The organism is Pseudomonas sp. HMSC076A11, from assembly GCF_001810205.1.
GTDB lineage: Bacteria > Pseudomonadota > Gammaproteobacteria > Pseudomonadales > Pseudomonadaceae > Pseudomonas > Pseudomonas aeruginosa.
The window spans coordinates 110,025-131,938 of record NZ_KV800315.1 but is presented as its reverse complement, the minus strand read 5'-3'; the positions used below and the strand labels follow the sequence as shown (position 1 = coordinate 131,938).

Annotated in this window: 20 protein-coding genes and 1 pseudogene; 4 read left to right on the top strand and 17 right to left on the bottom strand. The window is 66.3% G+C overall.

The genetic code is table 11. The features are described from left to right. Positions 1-51 precede the first annotated feature (51 nt). The 3 genes from HMPREF2716_RS21250 to folE all read left to right on the top strand — a co-directional run bounded on the left by HMPREF2716_RS21250 (position 52) and on the right by folE (position 1,609). Entirely contained in the window at positions 52-372 is a 321-nt protein-coding gene (locus HMPREF2716_RS21250) for a hypothetical protein (RefSeq protein WP_003087644.1), read from the top strand. Between the two features lie 56 nt (positions 373-428). Beyond that, positions 429-986 carry a Smr/MutS family protein gene (locus HMPREF2716_RS21245; RefSeq protein WP_003087642.1) on the top strand — a complete coding sequence of 186 codons (558 nt, stop codon included), beginning with the start codon at positions 429-431 and terminating at the stop codon, positions 984-986. Between the two features lie 77 nt (positions 987-1,063). Next, a complete protein-coding gene (folE, locus tag HMPREF2716_RS21240) occupies positions 1,064-1,609 on the top strand; it encodes a GTP cyclohydrolase I FolE (RefSeq protein ID WP_003087639.1) in 546 nt (181 codons plus the stop codon). Between the two features lie 64 nt (positions 1,610-1,673). Here folE and HMPREF2716_RS21235 read toward each other — a convergent pair whose 3' ends face one another. Then, positions 1,674-2,135 carry a bacteriohemerythrin gene (locus tag HMPREF2716_RS21235; protein WP_003087637.1) on the bottom strand — a complete coding sequence of 154 codons (462 nt, stop codon included), beginning with the start codon at positions 2,133-2,135 and terminating at the stop codon, positions 1,674-1,676. Positions 2,136-2,380: 245 nt separating this feature from the next. On the opposite strand from HMPREF2716_RS21235, the gene HMPREF2716_RS21230 reads away from it, so the two are divergent. Further along, entirely contained in the window at positions 2,381-2,761 is a 381-nt protein-coding gene (locus HMPREF2716_RS21230; protein ID WP_003097780.1) for a VOC family protein, read from the top strand. A gap of 27 nt (positions 2,762-2,788) precedes the next feature. On the opposite strand, the gene HMPREF2716_RS21225 is transcribed toward HMPREF2716_RS21230, so the two are convergent. From HMPREF2716_RS21225 to tssB, 16 genes and pseudogenes are all read right to left on the bottom strand, one after another. Beyond that, positions 2,789-3,778, bottom strand: a complete 990-nt coding sequence (locus tag HMPREF2716_RS21225; protein ID WP_003097784.1) for a serine/threonine-protein kinase — start codon at positions 3,776-3,778, stop codon at positions 2,789-2,791. Then, positions 3,775-4,503, bottom strand: a complete 729-nt coding sequence (locus HMPREF2716_RS21220) for a PP2C family protein-serine/threonine phosphatase (protein WP_003087627.1) — start codon at positions 4,501-4,503, stop codon at positions 3,775-3,777. Before HMPREF2716_RS21220 ends, HMPREF2716_RS21225 begins: the two co-directional genes overlap by 4 nt. Then, entirely contained in the window at positions 4,503-8,030 is a 3,528-nt protein-coding gene (tssM, locus tag HMPREF2716_RS21215) for a type VI secretion system membrane subunit TssM (RefSeq protein ID WP_003122874.1), read from the bottom strand. Before tssM ends, HMPREF2716_RS21220 begins: the two co-directional genes overlap by 1 nt. Positions 8,031-8,045: 15 nt before the next feature. After that, a complete protein-coding gene (gene icmH / locus HMPREF2716_RS21210) occupies positions 8,046-8,915 on the bottom strand; it encodes a type IVB secretion system protein IcmH/DotU (protein ID WP_003087622.1) in 870 nt (289 codons plus the stop codon). A 2-nt stretch (positions 8,916-8,917) separates the two neighbouring features. Further along, a complete protein-coding gene (gene tssK, locus HMPREF2716_RS21205) occupies positions 8,918-10,249 on the bottom strand; it encodes a type VI secretion system baseplate subunit TssK (RefSeq protein ID WP_003097790.1) in 1,332 nt (443 codons plus the stop codon). Then, positions 10,246-10,752 (bottom strand): type VI secretion system lipoprotein TssJ, encoded by a 507-nt coding sequence (tssJ, locus tag HMPREF2716_RS21200; protein WP_003122875.1) that lies wholly within the window; start codon positions 10,750-10,752, stop codon positions 10,246-10,248. The genes tssK and tssJ overlap by 4 nt, the downstream gene beginning before the upstream one ends. A 5-nt stretch (positions 10,753-10,757) precedes the next feature. Further along, on the bottom strand, positions 10,758-11,951 hold the full coding sequence (gene tagH, locus HMPREF2716_RS21195; RefSeq protein WP_003097796.1) for a type VI secretion system-associated FHA domain protein TagH: 1,194 nt from the start codon (positions 11,949-11,951) through the stop codon (positions 10,758-10,760). 17 nt (positions 11,952-11,968) lie between these two features. After that, entirely contained in the window at positions 11,969-12,109 is a 141-nt protein-coding gene (locus HMPREF2716_RS21190; protein ID WP_003087614.1) for a hypothetical protein, read from the bottom strand. Positions 12,110-12,197: 88 nt separating this feature from the next. Then, a complete protein-coding gene (locus HMPREF2716_RS21185; protein WP_042930177.1) occupies positions 12,198-13,709 on the bottom strand; it encodes a sigma-54 interaction domain-containing protein in 1,512 nt (503 codons plus the stop codon). A 10-nt stretch (positions 13,710-13,719) separates the two neighbouring features. Beyond that, positions 13,720-16,353 (bottom strand): type VI secretion system ATPase TssH, encoded by a 2,634-nt coding sequence (gene tssH / locus HMPREF2716_RS21180; protein ID WP_023464476.1) that lies wholly within the window; start codon positions 16,351-16,353, stop codon positions 13,720-13,722. Positions 16,354-16,359: 6 nt separating this feature from the next. Beyond that, positions 16,360-17,367, bottom strand: a complete 1,008-nt coding sequence (tssG, locus tag HMPREF2716_RS21175; protein ID WP_003087607.1) for a type VI secretion system baseplate subunit TssG — start codon at positions 17,365-17,367, stop codon at positions 16,360-16,362. Beyond that, entirely contained in the window at positions 17,331-19,118 is a 1,788-nt protein-coding gene (gene tssF / locus HMPREF2716_RS21170) for a type VI secretion system baseplate subunit TssF (RefSeq protein WP_003087605.1), read from the bottom strand. Before tssF ends, tssG begins: the two co-directional genes overlap by 37 nt. A 159-nt stretch (positions 19,119-19,277) precedes the next feature. Next, a pseudogene (locus tag HMPREF2716_RS29465) lies at positions 19,278-19,445 on the bottom strand (PAAR domain-containing protein); the annotation flags it as partial. A gap of 10 nt (positions 19,446-19,455) precedes the next feature. Continuing rightward, a complete protein-coding gene (gene tssE / locus HMPREF2716_RS21165; protein WP_003087602.1) occupies positions 19,456-19,863 on the bottom strand; it encodes a type VI secretion system baseplate subunit TssE in 408 nt (135 codons plus the stop codon). A 12-nt stretch (positions 19,864-19,875) separates the two neighbouring features. Next, positions 19,876-21,351, bottom strand: a complete 1,476-nt coding sequence (tssC, locus tag HMPREF2716_RS21160; protein WP_003087596.1) for a type VI secretion system contractile sheath large subunit — start codon at positions 21,349-21,351, stop codon at positions 19,876-19,878. 28 nt (positions 21,352-21,379) lie between these two features. Beyond that, on the bottom strand, positions 21,380-21,886 hold the full coding sequence (tssB, locus tag HMPREF2716_RS21155) for a type VI secretion system contractile sheath small subunit (RefSeq protein ID WP_003087592.1): 507 nt from the start codon (positions 21,884-21,886) through the stop codon (positions 21,380-21,382). Positions 21,887-21,914: the final 28 nt, after the last annotated feature.

The window sequence follows — 21,914 nt, the reverse complement described above, 5'->3', positions numbered from 1 at the left end:
CCCGGCAGGAAGGTTCCGGTCCTAGCCCCGATGACACACGAGGAAGTCGGGATGAAGTTGTCCGATAGTTTCGATGCGCGCCGGCTGCGCCCGCGCCGGCCGAGAGTCTGGCGCTGGCGCCTGGCGGCGGCGTTCGCGGCCCTGGTGGCGAGCCTGGGCGTGCTGCTGTCGCTGGCCGGCACCTCGGCCTTGATCGGCCGCCAGCCGGCTGTCGGCATGCTGCATATCGAACCCGCCGCTGGCGGCGTCTTGCTGGCCCTTGGCCTGCTGTCGCTCTGCCTCGGCGTGTTCTTCTGGCGTTTCAGCCGCCGCCGCAGCCGCCGCAACAGCGACCTGAGCCTGTCGCCGAACCTGATGAAAAAGCGCGACTGAGCGGGCTGCCGGCGTCCGGCCGATCCGGTAAACTGCGCCGCTTCGCGGAGGCTCCCATGCAAGACGACGACTTTTCCCTGTTCAAGAGCGAGATGCGCGGCGTCAAGCGCATCTCGGTCGATCGAGCCGATACCGGCAAACCTCGCAACGACCGCCAGCAACTCAAGCAGCGCCAGCTCAATGCCAGCGTGCGCAACGACGAAATCCGCGTCGACGGCCTGTCCGACCAGTTCGTCATCGACGTCGGCCCCGAGGACGAGCTGTCCTGGGCCCGCGACGGCGTCCAGGAAAGCCAGTTGCGCAAGCTCAAGCAGGGCCTGGTGCCCTTCGACGGTAGCCTCGACCTGCACGGCATGAGCGTGGAGAAGGCCCGGCAGACGCTATGGGACTTCCTTGCCGAGGCCACCCGCCTGGAAATCCGCTGCGTGCGCGTGACCCATGGCAAGGCCGCGCGCAAGGACGGACGCAGCCCGCTGGTGAAAAGCCACGTCAATACCTGGTTGCGCCAACACCCGCAGGTGCTCGGTTTCACCTCCTGCCTGCCACGCCACGGCGGCACCGGCTCGGTCTACGTGATGCTGCGCAGGACCATGCTCGAAGGCCGCGACGAGTAGCCGGCAAGCGCCGAGTCTTGCCAGCGGCCCGGCGACGTCCTACCCTCCGCGCTGGTAATCGTCTGACTGGAACGCCCATGTCCCTGGAACAACACTACTCCTCGATCCTCACCCAGCTCGGCGAGGACGTTAACCGCGAAGGTCTGCTGGACACGCCCAAGCGTGCCGCCAAGGCCATGAAGTACCTGTGCCGCGGCTACCAACAGAGCCTGGAAGAAGTCGTCAACGGTGCCCTGTTCAGCTCCGACAACAGCGAAATGGTATTGGTCAAGGACATCGAGCTGTACTCGCTCTGCGAGCACCACCTGCTGCCCTTCATCGGCAAGGCCCACGTGGCCTATATCCCGAACGGCAAGGTGCTCGGCCTGTCGAAGGTCGCGCGGATCGTCGACATGTACGCCCGCCGCCTGCAGATCCAGGAGAACATGAGCCGGCAGATCGCCGAGGCGGTCCAGCAGGTCACCGGCGCCCTCGGCGTCGCGGTGGTGATCCAGGCCCAGCACATGTGCATGATGATGCGCGGCGTGGAGAAGCAGAACTCGTCCATGGTCACTTCGGTGATGCTCGGCGAATTCCGCGACAACGCCGCCACCCGCAGCGAATTCCTCAGCCTGATCCGCTGAGGCCAGGTCCGCTGGCGAAAGAACCGGCCCCACTGGGCCGGTTTTGCGTTTCCTTCCCCGGCGATCAGCCGAAGAAGCGCTTCATCGAGCGCGACAACCAACCACCCTCGCTCTTGTCCTTGACCAGTTCGGACATGCTGTGGCGTACCGCATCCACATATCCGGCGTCGTCGTTGCGGATGTGGTTGAACAGCCAGCGCGAGAGCAAGCCCTTGAGTTCATCGCCGACATCCTCGCCGGCCTGGAAGCGCACCCGGTATTCGGAGACCCGGCGGATGAACAGCTCGTGGATCTTCTTGTGCGCCCGGGAAAACTGGTAGCCGGCATCCTCCATCAGAGTTTCCTCGAAGGCGAAGTGCGACAGCGTGTAGTCCACCAGCTCCTCGATCACCTCGGCGATCGCCGCGTGTTCCTTGCCTTGCTGGGCGTCGTGCAGGTGATTGATCATCTCGACGATGCGTTTGTGTTGATTGTCGATGACCTGAATACCGGTATTCAGGTCATCCTGCCAGACCAGATGCGCCATGATGACTTCCCCCAAGCGAACAGCGAACGGCCTTTCCGAACGGCCTGGGGCCAGGGTATTTTTGTGACGCAGTACGGGTATTGACGCCGGTCAAGCGGGACAAGATGTTAATGAATTTCGCATGAATTCATTCGCCCCCCTCGCGGCGGCATGCCCGCTCGATCCGCTCGGTTTCGCGCGGCTGAACATCCGCCATCGTCGCCGGAAAGCGGCGTCACCAGTGGTCCCGACAGGACAGGAAGGAAATGAACCTGATCGCGCACGTGGAAATACCGGTGTCCGACCTGGGGAGGGCGATGCGTTTCTACGCCTCGGTGTTCGGAGTGGCGTTCGGCGAGGTAGCCACCCTGCACGGAAGCAGAATGGCGCATTTCCCCTTCGAGGAAGGCCGTGACGGTGCCAGCGGCGCACTCGCCGAGGGCGACGTCTACGTGCCTACGCTACATGGGGCGATCATCTACCTGAATGTCGCGGACCTGGATGCCGTCATTGCCCGGGCCCTCGGCGAAGGCAGCGAAATCCTCTTCCCGAAGACGCCGCTTGGCGACGGCGTGTTCATCGCCGAGATCAGGGACAGCGAAGGCAATCGTATCGCCCTGCAGAGCGCTTGCGGAGAGCGGCCGTAGAGGTCCTGCAAACCGAGCGCCGCCGGCTCAACGGGCAAGAACGCCGGCCAGCCAGGAACGCCGCGCGCCCAGCGCTTCCTGCAATTCGCGGACGCCGATGCAGCGCCGTTCGGGGTCGAGGCTCAGGGCGGTACGCAGCGCCGGCCAGCAGCGCCGAGGCAGGTGTCCGGGCGCGCGCAGCTGGCGCTCCAGCCCCTGCTCCCGGGCCTGGTTCGAGGGCAGGCGGCGGAACGGATGGCGACCGTCGGCCAGTTCGTAGAGGACGCAGGCCAGCGCATACAGGTCGGCCGCCGGCGACAATGGCGCGCCCTCGAGAAGTTCGGGAGCGGCGTAGCCCGGAGTCCAGGCGTCGATGCGGCCCCGGCTGAGCTGCGGCAGGCCATCCAGGATGCCTGCCTGCGCCTGGCCGAGGCCGAAGTCGAAGAGCCGCACGCCCTCTTCGCCGAGCATCACGTTGCTCGGCTTCAGGTCGCCATGCAGTACTCCTTGTTCGTGGACGTAGGCCAGAACATCCAGCAACGGCCGGGCGATCGCGCTCAGCTCGGACCAGGGCAGGCCTTCGGGACGCTCGCAGAGCAGGCGGTCGAGCGGCAGGCCAGGCATGAGTTCCATGACGATGTAGGCGCGCTGGCATGCGGTGTCGACGTCGAAGGTGAACAGACGCACGACGTTCGGATGGCGCAAGCGCCGGGTCAGGGCGAACTCGCTATAGAGCAAGGCGCTGGCGTCGGGTGACTCGGCGACCGACTCGTTGAGCAGCTTCAGCGCTACCAGCGGCGCCGGGTCGCCGAACTGCTCATGGAGCAGGTCCCGGGCACGGTAGACCGTCCCCATGCCGCCGGCGCCGAGCATCCGCTCCAGACGGTAGCGCCCGGAAAGAACGTCCGGCAGCGGACCGGGCAACACCGCCGGCAGGTCCGGCGCCGAGGCGGTCGGGGCGGCGAAGGCGAAATAGGTCAGGTTCGCGCCGCCCTCCTCCTCCGGCAGCAGCTCCAGCGACGACAGCGGTTCGTTCATTGGCGGATCACCACGGCCGTCAGGTTGTCCCGTGCGGCGCCGCTCAGGGCACCGTCGAACAGCCGCTCCACCGCCACCTGCGGCGATGCCAGGCTCAACGCGCGACCCAGCGCATCGGCGCTCAGCTCTTCGTAGAGCCCGTCGCTGCAGAGCAGGAAGACATCCCCGGGATGCACCTCCAGTTCCAACACGTCCAGCACCAGTTGTTCGCTGGCGCCGACGGCACGGGTCAGCGCGCGCGCCGAGGGATAGGCGCGGGCCTGCTCGATATCCATCCGCCGTTCGTCGACCAGTCGCTGCAACAGCGAGTGGTCGCGGGACAGCTGGTACAGCCGCTGGCCGCGCCACAGGTAGCAGCGGCTGTCGCCGACCCACACGCAGGCCGCCCGCGACCCCTCCACGACCAGCGCCACCACCGTACTGCCGATGATCCTGTCGCCGCGTTCGGCGCTGAGGGTGAGTTCCTCGCCCAGGCGCCGGTTGAGCCAGTGCAGGCACTGGCGCATCGCGTTCAGGCGCTCGTCGAATCCCGCCCGGGCCGGCAGTTCCGCCAGGCTGGTGACGATCATCCGGCTGGCCAGGTCGCCGGCCTGGTGCCCGCCCATGCCATCGGCGACCGCCCAGAGCCCGCGATCCGGGCAGTCCAGGAAGGCATCCTCGTTGCGCGCGCGGACCTTGCCGCGATCCGTGCGCGCCGCGCTGCGCCAGGGCTCGGTGCGTTGCATCAGAGCTGCACCGGCATGCGGAAGCTGCGCAGGACTGCGAGATCGAACGGATTCGGCGTGCGCTGGGCGAGCAGCAGGTAGTTGGCGCGCAGGCCGCCCAGGTCGGCCTTGAGCACCATCACGTCACGCCCGCTGAGGTACTCGGTCTGCATCAGGTCGAACAGCCTGAACAGCGACCAGGGCCCGGTATTGCGTTCGATTCCCACCGGTCGTCCGGCCATCTTCTCCAGCACCAGGCTGGTGCGGCCGCCGTCGGCGTCGCTGGGCCACTTGAACGACATCGGCACGATCGGGCCGTGGCGGTACTCCATGGACTGACCGTCGAAACGGAACTCGGCGCGGCTGACGCCAGGATCGAGGGTATAGGGCTCCAGGCGGAAGCGCACCTGTGGCTCGGCCGGGTTCTCGGCGAAGAAGCTCTGGCGGATCACCTGGGCCGTGCCCATCTGGTCGAGATAGACCTTGGACATCGGCAGGCTGTAACCGTCCACGCTGCGCAGGCGGTAACTGCCCGGGTCGCCGCTGACGAAGGGCCGCATGTAGGTTTCGAAGAAGCGTTCGGCGACGCCCTGCGCCTTGAAGAACTCGCGGAAATCGCTGACCGCGACATCGCTGGCGCTGTGCGCGTTGAACGGGTAGCGCTTGTTGATCGCCTTGCTGTAGAAACCGTACAGCTCGCTCTGGTAGCGCTGGTTGAGGTACAGGTAGGCATCGCCGAGGACCAGCCGCCAGGCGTCTTCTGCCAGCACGCTGAACCATCCGCCGAGCGGTCGCGGCAGTCGCGCGGAGGCGTTGCGCAGGTTGCTCAGGGCATCGCGCTGGCCGCCCATGCGGCTCTTCGCCATGTCGAAAGCCGCCTGCTCCGGCTGGCTGGCGCGCGCCAGTCCGGCGAGTTGCAACTGCAACTCGTTGAGCGCCTGCAACAGCGGGGTGAGGTCGGCCGCCGGGCCGTTGTTATCGTCGAGCAGGCGATGCAGGGGCTCGAAGCGGCGTTGCAGGGACTTCTTCGCGGTATCCGGCAGGTTCTTCGCCAACGCGTCCCTGGCCTTGCCGGCCGCCGCGGCGGCCGCCTTGCCCAGCTTGCCGCCCTTTTCCGCGGCCTTGTCGCTGGCCTCTGCCAGCGCCTCGGCGCTCTCCGCCAGGACCGGGAAACGGGTGTTCTCACGGACCTCCAGCAACAACTGGAGGATCGGCGAGTTGGCGGCGAGCAGCCCGGAAACCTGGTCGGCGCCCTCGCCGGCATCGTTGAACGGCAGCAGGCCCAGGCGTCCGACCGCCTCGCTCCAGAAGTTCGCGTAGTCGCGGAAATACAGCTGCTCGAGTTCGACCATCAGGCGCCGCAGGTCCATGTCACTGATCCCGCTGCCCTCGCCCAGGACCCAGTTGTCGCGAAGGATGTCGTTGACCAGGCTGGCGCCCTGGACCACGAAGTATTGCTGGTAGCCCTGCTGGGTGTAGAACCCCGGGATCACGTAGTCGGTGCCGACGAACAGACCGGCCTGCGGCCCCAGGTGCTGGCCGAAGCGATACTCGGGCAGGCTTCGCGCCTGTTCGCGCAGCACCCGGTAGACCACGTTGGCCAGGGACTCGCTGCGCAGCACCTGGCGTGCCTGGGCCACCAGGGTCTCGTTCAGCGGATAGCTGAACGGTTGCTCGAGCAGACGGGCGAAATGCGTGTTCAGGCCATTCTGCACGGTGCCGTTGCCGGCATAGCGCTGCGACCAGTCGGTAGCCACCCAGTCCTTGAGCCATCCGTTCTCGCGGCGCTCGCGCAGATTCAGCATCAGGTAGGCCCGCAGGCTGTTGAGCAGGCGTTCGCGATTCTGCATGTTGCCGCGGATCTGCGCTTCGAGCATCCGCGCCACGCGCGGCAGCAGTTGCGTCTCCAGCTCGCGGCGATAGGCAGCGGCCAGCGGCGGGTTGACCTCGTTGCCCTGGTACAGCCCGGCGCGCTCGTGCAGCGAGACTTCCCCTTTGGGCGGAAACACGGTGGTCGCCGCATAGCTGCTATCCAGCGTCTTCAGCGCCGCCATGGCGTCGTCGCGCTCGCCAAGCGCCTGGCGCTGCTGGGCCCATTGCTGCGCCAGCTCGCGGACCCGCTCCAGGCGCTCGTGGTTGGCCGAGAAACCGCCAGCCCAGAGCAGGCCGAATAGCAGAAGGAGCGCCAGCGAACCGACGTACAGGGCTCGCTGGCCCCAGTGGATGCGCGTGCGTTCGCGGCGATCGAGACCTGCCAGGTTGGCCTCGGGGAAGATCACCTGGCTCAGCAGGTGATGGATGAAGCGCGAGCGCCCGTTGCGCAGGGTCGGCAGCAGGCCGCTGGCGATCCCCAGGTTGGCGCCGATGCCGGCGGTGTCCTCGTCCAGCTGCTGGGCCAGGTGCGGCGCGCTGGTCAGGTAGAAGCCGCGCAGGCGGCTGGCGCGCTGGTAGCGGTTGCCGGTGAAGGCGAGTTCGACGAACAGGCACAACCGCTCGCCGATCTGGCCAAGCTGGTGCGGGAAGTCCAGGATGCGACCGCGACGCAGGGTATCGCGCTCCTGGTGGATGCGCATGATCACCTGGCTGTTCAGGCGTCGCAGAAGGTCCTCGAACGCCTGGCGCAGGACCGTCACATCGGTGCCGTTCTGCTCCTTGCCGAAGCTGGTGCCCAGAACCTGGTCGCTCTCCTCGCGGCTCAACTGGTCGAAGAACTCGTCGAAGCCGAGCAACTGGTCGGCCTTGCTCAGCACCAGGTAGACCGGCAGATCGAGGTGCAGGGTCTGCTGGATTTCCTGCAGGCGCGCACGCACCTGGCGAGCCAGCGTATCCAGCGCCATCTCGTCGTCACTGAGCAACGTTTCTACCGGAATCGACACCATCACGCCATTCAGCGGCCGTGCGCGGCGGCGCTTGCGCAACAGGCCGAGCAGGGTCGCCCAGGCGCCCCCGTCGACCTCGCCGTCGGCTTGGGTCAGGTAGCGCCCGGCGGTGTCGATCAGGACGCCGTGGTCGGCGAAGTACCAGTCGCAGTAGCGCGTGCCGGCGGTGTCGCGGGTCAGCTTGCGGTCGATCCGGTTGATCGGGAATTCCAGTCCGGAAAAGTCCAGCAGGCTGGTCTTGCCGCTTCCCTGCGGGCCGATCAGCAGGTACCAGGGCAGCTCGTTGCGCCAGCGCTCGCTGCGACCGCGGTACAGGCTGGAGGTCTTCAGGGTGCGCAAGGCGTCCTTGAAGCGGCTGCGCAATTCCTTCTGTTCGTCTTCGATCAGACCGTCGCGGCGCAGGCGCTCCTGGCCCTCGTCGCTGTCCTCGACGGCCTTGCGCCGCACTCCGGCGCGCCAGCTGACGAAGACCATCGCCAGCCCCCAGACCAGGAACATCAGGCTGATGCTCAGCAACCGCGAGGTCGGGCTTTCCCAGAACTTGTAGTCGGCGACCGCCAGCAGCGGCCCGACGAACCACACCAGCAATGCCGCCAGGAGTACCAGCAACAGCGTCCAGACCCACGTCTTGCGCAGGAAGGCGCCGACTTTCTTGAAGAAGTTTTTCATTTCGCGTCCCTGTGTTTACGAACCGGGCTGTCCTGCCGCCGCATCGAGCGACTGGTAAGGCTGCAGCACCGTGTCGCGTTGTTCGCCGAGAACCCAGGCGAATCCCGAATACATCACCACTAGGCAGACCAGGGTGAACAGCGCCACCATCCACCAGGGCACGATCCGCACCAGGCCGCGACGCTGGTCGCTGAGCCCCTGCCAGTGCGGCGACAGTTCGCGCGGCACGTCGCCGCGCAACTGGCGGATCTGCCGGTAGAGCGCGTCGGAAATACCGTCCAGGTCGAGCACGCCGCGAGCCATCACCCGGTACTTGCCCTCGAAGCCTAGGGCCAGGCAGAGGTACATCAGCTCCAGCATCGGCAGGTGCTTGACCGGGTTCTTCGACAGCCGGTCGAGCAACTGGAAGAACTTCTCGCCGCCGAAGGTCTCGTTATGGAAGCTGCTCAGCAGGCTGATCTTCGACCATTCGCTTTCGTTGCCCCACGGGGTGGTCACCACCGCCTCGTCGACCACCGTGCACAGCACGTAGCGCGCCGCCATGACCTGGCTGTTTTCCACGCCATCCTGCACGGCGCGGAATTCGAAGAGCTTCATGGCGGAGGTCAACCGCTCCTTGAGCGCCGCAAGGTTCTCCAGCACGGTGCTGTGCTTGAGCCGGACCACTTCCGAAAGCAGTTCGGAAGCCGCCGCGACCAGCGGGTTCAGGCTGACGTTGAAGGCCTCGCCCGGACGCAGGCGCGCCGCGTAGATCATCCGCTCCTCGAGCTGCTCGAAGCGCGGCGGTTCGGCGAAATCGGTCAGCGGCCCCTGGGCCGGTACCTGTCCCTGGTGATCGAGGAGGACGGTCTTCTCGTCCTCGTGGTATTCCCTTTCCTTGATCATGTTCAGTTCCTGATGGCCCAGAATTTCAGTTCAAGCTCGGAGAACTCGCCGGATACGTGGAACGCGAAACCGCCGGAGCGCTCCAGCTGGGCCATGTCCTCGGCGTTGGGTTCGAGAATGAAATAGGTCTTGTTGGAGTGGAACGGGATCTGCCGCGGCGCCACCGGCAGCGGCTTGACCCGGATCCCCGGCAGGTGCAGGTTGACCAGTTGGCGAATGTGCTCGACCGCACCCACCTTGAGATGCGCGGGCAGCCGCTGGCGCAGTTCCTCCGACTCGCAATTGGCACTGGCGGCGAGCACGAACGAGGCGCTGCCGAGCAGCTTGTGGTCGTGCAGGGGCGAGACCAGGATGCCGTACTGGCGGGCCTGGAGAGGCAGTTCGATGGCATGCTGCTCGAGCACCATCGACAGGACCTGGCGGATCGCCTCCATCAGCCTGCGGAAGCTGGCGCCCTGGTCGCTGTGCTGGTAACGGCTGTCCAGGCGCGGACGCTTGCTCTCGCTGCCGAAGGTGGCGAGGTCGCCGAGCATGGTCAGCAGCACCCGGTACAACTGCTCCGGATGCACCTGCTCCAATCCCAGGTAGTGGCGCAGCAGCAACTCGGTGCGATTGATCAGTTGCAGCATCATGAAATCGCCGACCTCCGCGCCGCCGACCTTGCCATTGGACCGGATACGCTCGGCGATGGTGTCGCCGCGATGGCCGAGCATGCTGATCACCTCCTTCAGGCAGGACAGCAGGTAGGCGGATGCGTGGGCGTGGAGGTAGCTCGGCACGAAGTCGGGGTCGAGGCTGATCACCCCGTCCGGCGTGGTATCCAGCACCACCGCCACCTTCAGTTTGACGTAGGCCTGGTCGCTCTGCTGCTCGCCGAGCAGCAGGCGAAAATCCGGCCGCGCGCAGCTGACCTGCACCATGGAATCCTCGCCGGCGTTGGAGTCCGCCACCTCCAGGTCATAGGCGGTATAGCGCGCCAGGACCTCGGCCTGCTCCGGCCGGCGCGCCTCGATGTGGTTGCCGGTGACCAGCGGCAGGGCCAGGTAGATCGGCACGTTCGAGGTATTGGGCGGCACGTCGAGGGCGAGCGGCTCGGTGTTGCCGCCGAGTTCGAACAGGCTGCCGTCGGGCAATACGCCGGAGGCCTGGCTGATCACCAGCTTGCCCATGTTGAGGAACTGGCGGTCCAGCTCCAGGGCGAGGAAGCCCCAGTTGTAGCTGCCCAGCAACTGGGTCCGGGCCTTCATCTGGTTGTCGTAGTAGCGGTCGTTGTGTTGCAGGTGCTGCGGGCGCAGCAGCATGCCTTCCTGCCAGACGATCTTGTGCACGTTCATCGCGCGTCACCCGCCTTGCCGAGCAGTTCGCCGGCATTCAGGATGCCCTTCTGGCCCAGCTTCAGCTCTACCCGGGTCAGCTCTTTCGCCGTGACCGGCACCACGTAGCGCCAGCTTGCCTCGCCGAGATCACGGTAGGCGGCGAGCACGCCCACGTAGCGGCTCCCCTCCCCCACGCTGAGCTTGAGTTCGACCCGCTCGCCGGGACGCAGCTCCAGCTCCTCGCTGGTCACCAGGTCGGGGTCCAGGGTCTCCTTGGGACGTTCGTAGAGGCTGAAGAAGTCGGCGTTCTCGAACGCCACCGGGTGCTTCAGCTCGAACAGCCGCACTACCACCGGCGACGGCCGGCCATTGAGGTCGGGATTGACCCGCTCGCCGGCGCTCAGGGCGAGGTCGAGCTTGGTCAGTCTGGAATACGGCGACAGCGTGGAACAGCCGGCCAGCAGCGCCAGGACGGCGAGCATGGCCAGCGCCCTGGCTGGCGGGATCGGGCGACGAGACATGGCGATCATCCTTGGTGCTCGGTGTAGAGGGTGGAAATCAGGCGAACCTGCTCTTCGTAGGCCTGGGCGAAATCACGCGCCAACAGACGCTCGCTCCAATCGTCGTCCTGGCATAGCGACTGGTGGTAGCGACCGTAGGCACGCCAGCGGCTGCCCGAGGTGGCCAGCAACGGCCGGCGACCGTCGCGCTCGAAACGCAGGGCCAGCTGCTGCGGCGAGAAATGCTCGAGGGTCGCGCGCACCGCCGCCCGGCTGGCGCCGAGCAGCGCCACCTGGTGCGCCTGGAGGTCGCGGAAACTGCGTGCGACGGCCTGTTCGCCACTCAACTGGCCAGGCTTGCCATCCCGTAGCAGATGCCCCAGCGCCTCGCCGGCATCGGCGCTGAAGCGCAAGGGATTCTTGCCGGTATCGCGCAACGTGCTCAGCGACAGGCGCAGTTCGTTCTTCAGTTCGCTGCGGGTCCGCAGGCTCTGCTGCAAGCCGCCGATGCACTGCCGCAGCAAACCGGCGGCGTCGATCGCCAGCGCTTCGCGCGCAGCGCCGTCGAGGCCTTCGAGGTCCATTCCCAGGGCCTGGCCGAAACGCTGCCAGAAGGCTTCGTCGCGACCCGGACGCGGACTTTCCACGGGTTCCTGCGGAGCCGCCGGGGCGGGCACCAGCTCCGGTACGACCAGGCTTTCCATGTCGATCCGCGCGTAGTCCGCACGCGCCCCGGCCTCATGACTGGGCTGGGCGATCGCGCTCAGGTCGTCGAGTTCGTAGGCATCTGCACCGTCCTGGTCGAGCGCCTGCAACGGATCGAGGGCCAGGAAGGCATCGTCCGGAATGATGCTGCCCGCCGGCTGCGGCCGCCCGACGTCCATGGCGAGCTCGTCGGGCTCGCGCAGCAACCGCGCGCGGATCTCGAAGTCGCCGAGCAGGAAGACGCTGTCCTGCTCGATGCGCTGCGGCTCGCCATGCGGCAGGCGGCTGCCGTTGCCGGCGCGGATGCCGTTGCTGCTGGTGTCGGTCAGGTAGAACGCGCCGTTGCGATAGCTGACCCGCGCATGCTGCTTGGACAGGTGCCGCTTGCGATCGGGAATCGCCCAATCGCACTCACCGCCGCGGCCGATGAGGCCGCCGTTCCTGCCGAAGGTCTTGCTGCATAGCTCCGTCGGTACGAATTGCTTGGCGCTGAGCATTTCCAATACCAGTTCCATGAGATCGCTCCTTGCGGTCACTTGCCGCGATTGACCGCCTGCGGATCGCCAAGCGGGCGATAGTCGCCGTCGTTGAATTTGTAGTTGCCGCTGCAACCGGCGAGGCCGCAGAGGACGGCCAGGGCCAGAAGCACGGCGGGCCAGTGACGAACAGGCATCAGGGAGTCTCCATGGAAGGGCCGCGGACGCCGCGCTCCAGGCGCGCGCCCGGCTGGGCTGGTTGGAAGGAAATCTCGATCATGGGCTTCAGGTCCGGGGATCGCCGAAATGAATGTTCAGGCGTCCCATGCGATAGATCAGGGTTCGTCGCGGCAGACCCAGTTCGCGCGCGGCGAGGGTCTGGTTGCCAGCGTTCCTGCGCAGGCAGGCGAGCAGCAGGTCCCGTTCGATCTGCTCCAGATGCTCGCGCAGCTTGAGCGGCGCCTCCGCTTCCGGGGGCGCGCGCAGGGAAAAGTGTTCGGCCAGCAGCATCTCGCCTTCGCAGAGCAGTACCGCGCATTCCACCAGTCCCTTCAGCTCCCGAACGTTGCCGGGAAAGCCATAGCCGTCGAGCAGTTCCAGCGCTTCCGCGGACCAGCCCAGCGGCGCGCGGCGCAGGAACACGCAGGCGCGCTCGGCGAAATGCCGGGCCAGTTCGAGGGCGTCGCCCTCGCGCTGGCGCAACGGCGGCAACTCGATGGGAAACTGCGCCAGCCGGTAGTAGAGGTCTTCGCGGAACTTGCCATCGCGTACCAGCAGGGCGAGGTCACGGTGGGTAGCGGCGATGATGCGTACATCGACCTTGTGCGTGTCGTTGCCGCCGAGCGGGCGAATCTCGCCTTCCTGCAACACGCGCAACAGCTTGGCCTGGAGCGAGAGGGGCATGTCGCCGATTTCGTCGAGCAGCAGGGTTCCGCCATCCGCGGCATCGAACAACCCGGGACGATCGCGCTCGGCACCGGTAAAGGCGCCCTTGCGGTAGCCGAACAGCTCGCTTTCCAGCAGGTTTTCCGGAAACGCCGCGCAGTTCTGCACCACGAACGCCTGTGCACGCCGCGGGCCGTACTCGTGGATCGCCCGTGCGACCACCTCCTTGCCGGTGCCGGTCTCGCCCTGCAGCAACACGGTATAGGGGTTGTGCAGGACCTTGCTGATCAGGCGGCAGGTCTCACGCATCGCCGCGCTCCTGCCGATCAGCCCGTAGCCGCTGACCACCGGTGCGCTGGACGGTCCCTGCGGCTCGCCGGAGGGTTGCGAGAGGCGTTGCAGCAGATGCAGCTGGGCCAGCACGAACGAGCCCAGCTGGCCCAGTGGATGGGCGAATCCCTGCAGGTCCAGTGGGCGCCGGGTAGCGCAGACCACCATGCCCTCGACCGTTTTCTCCGGGCTCACCAGCGGAACGCAGAGCAGGGACAGCCAGGGCTGCTCCCCTGCCGGCAGGAAGCCGGTCTCGTGCAGCCGCGACGGCAGGTCGACGAGACTGACCACGCGGTTCTGGCACAGGGCGAACTGCAGCAACTGCTCGCCGGTGTAGTCCGCCGGCAGGCTCGACGGCTCCAGCGCCTGCAACAGGCCGTCCCGGCATTCGGCGTTGAGGGTGAGCGCGGTATGGGTCTGGTCGAGCAGATACAACTGGCTCAGCTCGCAGCCGCTGAGTTCGCCGACTGCGCGTGCGAAACCGCCCAGCAGGGCCGCGATGTCGGTTTCCCGCGACAGCGCGCCGAACTGAGCGAGCAGGGCTTCGGCGAAGGCCAGGGGTTGCGGTACGCGGCTGAACATCGCACCCACCTCAGGCGAACTCGCAGAGCACGCGGCCGTGCTCGCCCAGCGTCGCATGGACCCGCTCGAGACGCTCGTCGCGCGCCATCGCTTCCAGCAAACGGTCGGCCACCAGCGGCAGCAGGTGCGTGTCCAGCAGGTGGTCGATCAACCGTGCGCCGCTGTCGCTCTGGGTGCAACGCTCGGCCAGGTGGTCCACCAGCGCCTGGCTGTAGTCGAAAGCCAGTTGACGGCGCGCCAGACGCTCGCCGAGGCGTTCCAGCTTGATCTCGATCAGCTCGCGCAGTACCGGGCCGCCCACCGGGTAGTAAGGCACCACGCGCATGCGCGCCAGCAGCGCCGGCTTGAAATGCCGGCTGAGCGCCGGCCGGATGGTTTCCTCCAGGAGTTCGGCGGAAGGCCGCGCGCCGTCCTGGCAAAGCGCGGCGATGTGCTCGCTGGCGAGGTTGGAGGTCATCAGGATCAAGGTATTGCGGAAATCGATCTCGCGCCCTTCGCCATCGTTGGCCACGCCCTTGTCGAAGATCTGGTAGAACAGGTTGAGCACGTCCGGATCGGCCTTCTCCACCTCGTCCAGCAATATCACCGAATAGGGCTTCTGGCGTACCGCCTCGGTGAGCATGCCACCCTCGCCATAGCCGACATAGCCGGGCGGCGCGCCGATCAGGCGCGAGACGGTGTGCTTCTCCTGGAACTCGGACATGTTGATGGTGGTGATGAAACGCTCGCCGCCATACAGCAGGTCGGCCAGCGCCAGCGCGGTCTCGGTCTTGCCCACCCCGCTCGGGCCCACCAGCAGGAACACGCCGACCGGCGCATCGGGCTTGTTCAGCCCGGCCGCGGTGGCGCGCATCGCGCGGTCCAGGGCGCTGACCGCCTGTTCCTGGCCACGGATCCGCGCCCGCAGGTCGTCGGCGAACCCCATCACCTTGGCGTTGTGTTCCCGCGCCAGTTGTTCCACCGGTACGCCGGTCCAGGCGCCGATCACCTCGGCAACCAGGCGCGGGCAGACCTCGAAGCTGACCAGCCGCCCCTGGGCCTGGGCATCGGCGAGCGCCTGGCGGGTTTCGTGAAGGGCCTTTTCCAGGGCTTCGACACCGCCATGCTCGTCGGCCGGGAAAGTCTCCGCGTCCGCCTCGCCGCCCTGCTCTTCCCGGTTCGCCTCGCGGGCCCTGGCCAATTGCTGGCGCAGGGCGAGCAGGCGCTCGGCGAGTTCGCGCTGGCGGCTCCACTGGTCCTCCTGTACGTGCCGCTCGCTTTCCGCCTGGGCCAGGCGCTCCTCCAGCGCCTGCAGGGTATCGTGGTCGATCGGCAGGCCTGCCTCGGCATCGCGGCGCAGGGCCTGGCGCTGGCGCTCGCCTTCGGCCAGCTCGCCGCGCAGGCGCTCGAGACTCTCCGGCGCCGCCGCCAGGCTGATGCGCACCCGCGCACAGGCGGTGTCGAGGACGTCGACGGCCTTGTCCGGCAACTGGCGACCCGCCAGGTAGCGGGCGGACAGTTCGGCGGCGGCCACCACCGCGTCGTCGCGCAGGTAGATACCGTGGCTTTCCTCGTAAACTCGGGCCAGGCCACGCAGGATCGTCACCGCCTCGGCAACGCTCGGCTCATGCAACTGCACGGGCTGGAAGCGCCGGGCCAGCGCCGGGTCCTTCTCGAAATACTTCTTGTATTCGGCCCAGGTCGTCGCCGCGATGGTGCGCAACTCGCCACGTGCCAGGGCCGGCTTGAGCAGGTTGGCGGCATCCGAGCCGCCGGCCTGACCGCCCGCGCCGATCAGCGTATGGGCCTCGTCGATGAACAGGATGGTCGGCCTGAGCGCTGCCTTCACTTCGTCGATGACGCCTTTCAGGCGCCGCTCGAACTCGCCCTTCACGCTGGCACCGGCCTGCAACAGGCCCATGTCGAGGGACAACAGCTCGACGTCCCTCAGCGCCGGCGGCACTTCCCCTGCGGCGATCCGCGAGGCCAGGCCTTCGACGATGGCGGTCTTGCCGACGCCGGCCTCGCCGACCACGATGGGGTTGTTTTTCCGCCGACGGGCCAGGATGTCGACCATCTGGCGAATAGCCCCGTCGCGACAGAGCACCGGATCGAGCTTGCCGTCGCGCGCCTGCTGGGTAAGGTTGTGGGTGAAACGCTGCAACAGGGACTCGCCACCGCCCGGCTTGCCGCTGGGCGCGCCCTCCAGCGGCTGCGAGAGCGCGAAGTCCTTCAACCGCTCGATGTCGAGCCGCGCCAGCAGCGGCTGGTAGCGGCTGCCGGCATAGCGCAACGGGTTGCGTAGCAGGGCCAGGATCAATGCCGCCTGGTCGATCTGGCTACGGCCCAGTTCGAGGTTGGCCAGCAACAGCGCATCCTGCAGCCACTGCACCAGCTCGGGCGCGAACACCGGATTGCGCGAGGCGCTGTGCTCGCCCCGCGCTTGCAACGCGGCGTTGAGTTCGCCAGCGTCCACCGCGGCATCCTGCAGGGCGCGCGCCAGCAGTCCCTGGGGACGCTCCAGCAGGCCCAGCAACAGGTCCTCCACCAGTACCTTGCTGCCGCCGCGGGCTACGCAGCGCTCGGCCGAGCCTTCGAGGTCGCGCCGGGTGTCGGCATCCAGCGCCTGAATCAGTTGTTGCAGGTCTACGTTGATCATGCTCATCCATCCTTAATGAATCTTGCTGCCCAGCGTCACCACGCCATCCGCGCGCTCCCGGCCCAGCCAGCTGGTCCAGCCAAGGCGGCAGGCGTTCTGCGCGCCGATGCGGAACTCGCGGATTTCCTCGTGGCGCAAGACCAGCCGGATGTCGTAGTCGAGCGGGTCGCGCAGGGTGAAGCGAACCAGCGCGCAAAGCGGCTGGTAGCCGGGACCGATCGGCAGGAACTCGTGGAAGCGCTGCCAGTCGAGCTGGCGGATATGAATGCGGAACTTGCCGCTGCGGTCGCGGACCCGTTCGCCCAGCACCGCGTCTTCGCCAAGCTGGCTGTTGAACAGGCCGAGCCGGTTGCGCTGCTCTTCGAGGATCGCGACGCGCCGTTCGATACACTGCTCGGCGACCAGTTCGGCATGCTTGAAGTAGTAGCGCAGCACCGACTCGATCAAGGCCGCCGAGTGCGCCCGCAGGCTGAGCAGGCCCAGGTAGGGCAGCAGGCGTTTCCAGTTCAGTTCCCTGGCCTTGCGGATCTCTTCCCCGCCCAATCCGACGAGGGCGAACAACTGAGCGGAGAACGCATCGCTCGCGCCGCTCTGGAAGCTCACCCGGTAGCGGTACTTGCGCCAGATCGGCAACAGCAGCCGATGCAGGCGGTGATGGAAGAGATCGAGGAAGTTCCGCGTAGGATTGCCCTCCTCGCTGTCGCCCAGAGCCTGCTCGCTGTAGAACGCCGGCAACGGCGAACTGGCACCGAACAAGCCGATCAGGTTGAAACGCAGCCGCGCCCGCAGCATGCCGCGCTCTTCGAAGAACTCCACCCGATCGACATCGCTGCCCGGGAAACCGAGGCTAGGATTGGCCTGGAATTCCAACTGATCGTAGAGCGCCTCGTCTCCCAGGCCGGGATATTCCTCGCGCAGGCGATCCATGACCAGCAGGACCGCCTGGAACAGCGAGTACTCGCGAATGCCCCGGGCCAGCGCGCTTACAGCAGGGGCTGCAAACCCATGCGCGGTTTCCATTGGTACACGTCTCCCTGTGTGCTCCTCACCCGCAACTCGTGGTAGGAGTTGATGCTGGCGTAAAGCGCGAAAAATTCGTTCAGAACCGAAGCGAACACGAACAGGTCGCCCTCGCCGATGTAGCCTTCCGGATCGATCGTCAGCTCGGTACGCAAGCCGCGCAGCGGCAGGCCCCGATGCAGGCGGTCGACATGCTCGTGGCGGACCGCCTTGAGCCCGCCCAGCAGGCGCTTGCTGACCTTCGCCGCATGCTGGTCGTAGTAGCGCGGCAGGTCGTAGGTTTCGAGGATCACCTTGAGTGCGTCGACGTTGGCCAGCGACAGGTAGTTGAGCGACATGTTGCTGATCAGTTTCCAGAGGAAATCGCGGTTCAGCGGCGGCGCGTAGCTCGGCGTCGCCGGGGTGATATTGCGGAAACCGAGGAACTCCGGCGTGCCTTCGCAGGCGACGCAGATATCGCCCAGGCGCAGCCGTTGGGGCAGGTTCTGGTTGGTGCAGGTCAGTTCCACCGACAGCGTCTCGATCTGCTCGGGATGGCGGATGCCGAAGCTCAGGTAGGTGTCCAGGCCATCGTGCAGCAACGAGGTCCGTTGCCGGACGCTGTAGTGGGGCCGTGCTTCGGGAACGTCGAAGCTGGGATCGTGCTCGAAGGACTCGAACGGTACGTAAGCCTGGTAGCCGAGCCCGCCCGGCCGCCAGCCAGTGACGCCTTCTACCGAGAACACCCCGCAGTCCTCCAGGCTGTATTCGGCCGGCATCAGCAGGTACTCGTCCTGCTTGCCGTCGAGGCGGATCGGCAGCGCATCGTGGCGGAACAGGTTGGCCACCGGCGTACAGTACAGCTTGACGTTCTCCAGCGTCGGGTGCAGGCGCTGGATGCCGCTCTTGCGGATATCGAAGCGCAACTCGAGGCCGCGGACCTGCTTGAGGGTTTCCTCGGGCAGCGCGCCGAGCAGGTCAAGGCCATCCACGTCGACGAACAGGAACTTGTCCTGGAACGCGAAGTACTCCTGCAGGTAGCGATAGCCACGGAAGGTATTCAGCGGATAGGGAATCAACGCCTCGTCTTCGGCGAAACCCACCGGCTGCACCCGCTCGCCCGTCAGGCGGAACGACATCGGCTTGCCGGCCACGCCATCCAGCGGCCGCCCATGGGCGTCCAGCGGAATCAGCTGGATGCTCTCCAGGTTGCGCAGCAGGCACAGGTAGAGCATCTGGCTGATGTAGCGCTCGCCGGCCAGGTGCAGGCGCAGCCGACTCAGGCCCAGCTCGCCGAGATGCCCGTCGCAGTTCATCGCCAGGCGCAGGCCGAGCAGCGCGCCTTCGCCGGTCACCGAATAGTTGAGCGCCTCCAGCACCAGCGGCAGGACCTCGGTGGCGTAGCAGGTACGGAAGCGACAGGCGACCTCGCCCACCGGCCGGCTCTCGACCGGCGTATCGCGCTCCACGCGCAGCGCCCCGCCCGGGCGGGTCAGGGGGTCGAACTGGAGAATGCTGAAAGCCGGCAGCGGGCGCATATAGTTCGGCCACAGCAGGTGCATCATCGAGTGGCTGAGTTCCGGCAACTCGTCGTCCAGCTTCTGCCGCAACCGCCCGGTCAGGAAGGCAAAGCCCTCGAGCAGGCGCTCGACATCCGGATCGCGTCCGACCTGCCCGAGAAACGGGGCCAGGGCCGGGCTACGCTCGGCGAAACGGCGCCCCAGCTGGCGCAGTGCGGTGAGTTCGCTCTGGTAGTAATGATTGAAGGACACGGCTTACCTGCTGGATATCGTTTCACTGATGGCAGTCGTCTGACCGCTGCCGCCAAAACCGCAATGACATTTCTGGCCTGAAGATCGGAAACCCACGGTGTCCGTTGTCTTTCCGTAATCGACCCGATTCGCGCCCATCTCAGAAGACCTCATGGACGAACCAGGCATCGAAGCGGTACAGCGCCAGGCCGAGGCGTCACCCTGGCGGGCCGCCGCGAGGCCGTCGAAGAACACGTCGGCGGAACCGACGACGATGGGATTGCTGCCATGCCCGGGGAGCGGACAAGCGGTGGGATCGGAAACGCGGGCTGCGGGTTTGCCGGACATCGAAACCTCCTTAGCTGACCGTCACTTGGCCGCTGCCATCCAGGCATGCGGAAAAACTCACCTGGCGCTTGAAACCCTCCACCTCCAGCAACCCTTCGATGCTGAAGGCCAGGCGGAGCTGGTCGTTGTCGCGTGGCAGGGAAACGACACGCACGTTGCTCAAGCGCGGTTCGTAAGCCTCGATGAAACCTTCGATGGCCGAGCGGGCCTGGCTCAGGGAGTCGTGCAGGCTCAGGCGCATGTCGTTGAGATCGGGCAACCCGTAGTCGGACAGCGTCTGCACGCTGCCCGCCCGGGTGCTGAGCATCTTGCCCAGATGGGCAGCCACCGACGCCATGGCGGAAACCTCGCGGCTCCAGCCGACGCGCTTATCCGCGTCGCCGTTCAGGCGCTCGAACAGGCTGCCGTATCCGGTCATGGAAAGCTCCGCTTACTCTTTGTCCAGCTTGCCGACCAGCGACAGGGTGAAGTCCGCCCCCATGTACTTGAAGTGCGGGCGCACGTTCAGGCTGACGCGGTACCAGCCCGGCTCGCCCTCGACGTCGCTGACGATGATCTGCGCAGCGCGCAGCGGGCGACGGCCGCGTACTTCGGCGCTGGGGTTTTCCTGGTCGGCGACGTACTGGCGGATCCACTTGTTCAGCTCCAGTTCGAGGTCGGTACGCTCCTTCCACGATCCAAGCTGTTCGCGTTGCAGGACCTTCAGGTAATGGGCCAGGCGGTTGACGATCATCATGTACGGCAGCTGGGTGCCAAGCTTGTAGTTCAGCTCCGCGGCCTTGCCTTCGGCGCTGATGCCGAAGAACTTCGGCTTCTGCACCGAGCTGGCGGAGAAGAACGCGGCGTTGTCGCTGCCTTTGCGCATGGTCAGGGAAATGAAGCCTTCCTCGGCCAGTTCGTACTCGCGGCGATCGGACACCAGCACCTCGGTGGGGATCTTGGTCTCGATCTCGCCCATGCTCTCGAAGTGGTGCAACGGCAGGTCCTCTACCGCACCGCCGCTCTGCGGCCCGATGATGTTCGGGCACCAGCGATACTTGGCGAAGCTGTCGGTCAGCTTGGTGCCGAAGGCATAGGCGGTGTTGCCCCACAGGTAATGCTCATGGCTGTTGGCCACGGTCTCCTTGTAGGCGAACGACTTGACCGGATTCTCTTCCGGATCGTAGGGCGTGCGCAGCAGGAAGCGCGGTACGGTCAGCGCCACGTAGCGGGAATCCTCGGACTGGCGGAAGCTCTGCCACTTGGCGAACTGCGGGCCTTCGAAATGATCCTTCAGGTCCTTCAGGTCCGGCAGGCCGGTGAAGCTTTCCAGGCCGAAGAACTTCGGACCGGCGGCCGCCACGAACGGCGCATGGGCCATGCAGGCCACGCTGGAGACGTATTGCATCAGCTTGACGTCGGGCGAACTGGGCGACATGTAGTAGTTGGCGATGATGGCGCCGACCGGCTGGCCACCGAACTGGCCGTATTCGGCGGTGTAGATGTGCTTGTACAGGCCGGACTGCATCACCTCGGGCGAGTCCTCGAAATCGTCCAGCAGGTCCTGCTTGGAAACGCTGAGAATCTCGATCTTGATGTTCTCGCGGAAGTTGGTGCGGTCGACCAGCAGTTGCAGGCCGCGCCAGGCCGACTCCAGCGCCTGGAAATCGGGATGATGGAGGATCTCGTCCATCTGCGTGCTGAGCTTGGCATCGATCTCGGCGATCATCCGGTCGACCATCGCCTTCTTCACCGGCTCGCCGTCGTTCTGCGGCTTGAGCAATTCCTCGATGAAGGCGGAGACGCCGCGCTTGGCGATGTCGTAGGCCTCGTCGTCCGGGCTCAGGCGGGTCTCGGCGATGATGCTGTCGAGAATGTTGTATTCGCCGTTCTGGTTCCGGCCTTGCTGTGCGGCACTGGTGCTCATGTATCTGCTTCCTTGGCTAGGGGGTGGCTCAGGCGTCCTGGGAGGGGGCGGCGCTCAGCCCCAGCTCGCCCAGCACACGGCTACGGGACTCGTCGTCGGCGAGTACGCTTTCGATGGCCTTGCGGAACGCCGGGGCGTTGCCCAGCGGGCCCTTGAGGGCCACCAACGCATCGCGCAACTCCATCAGCTTCTTCAGCTCGGGCACCTGCTCGACGATGCTGGCCGGGTTGAAGTCCTTCATCGAGTTGATCTGCAGCCCCACCGCCAGCTCGTCGCTGCCGCCCTCCTCCTGGAGACGATTGGGTACGCTCAGCGTCAGCCCCAGCTCCTGCTTGGCCAGGACCTCGTCGAAGGTCATCTTGTCGATGCCGATCGGCTTGCGGTCCTCCACCTTGCGCTCATCCCCGCGCTGGGTGTAATCGCCGATCGCCAGTAGCTTCAACGGCAGTTCGATTTCCTCCTGGGCACCGCCGGTGGCGGGCTTGAAGGTGACGTTGATGCGTTCCTTTGGGGCTACCGAGCCTTCTTTGGCCATGGCTTTTTCTCCTTGAGAATTGAGGGCG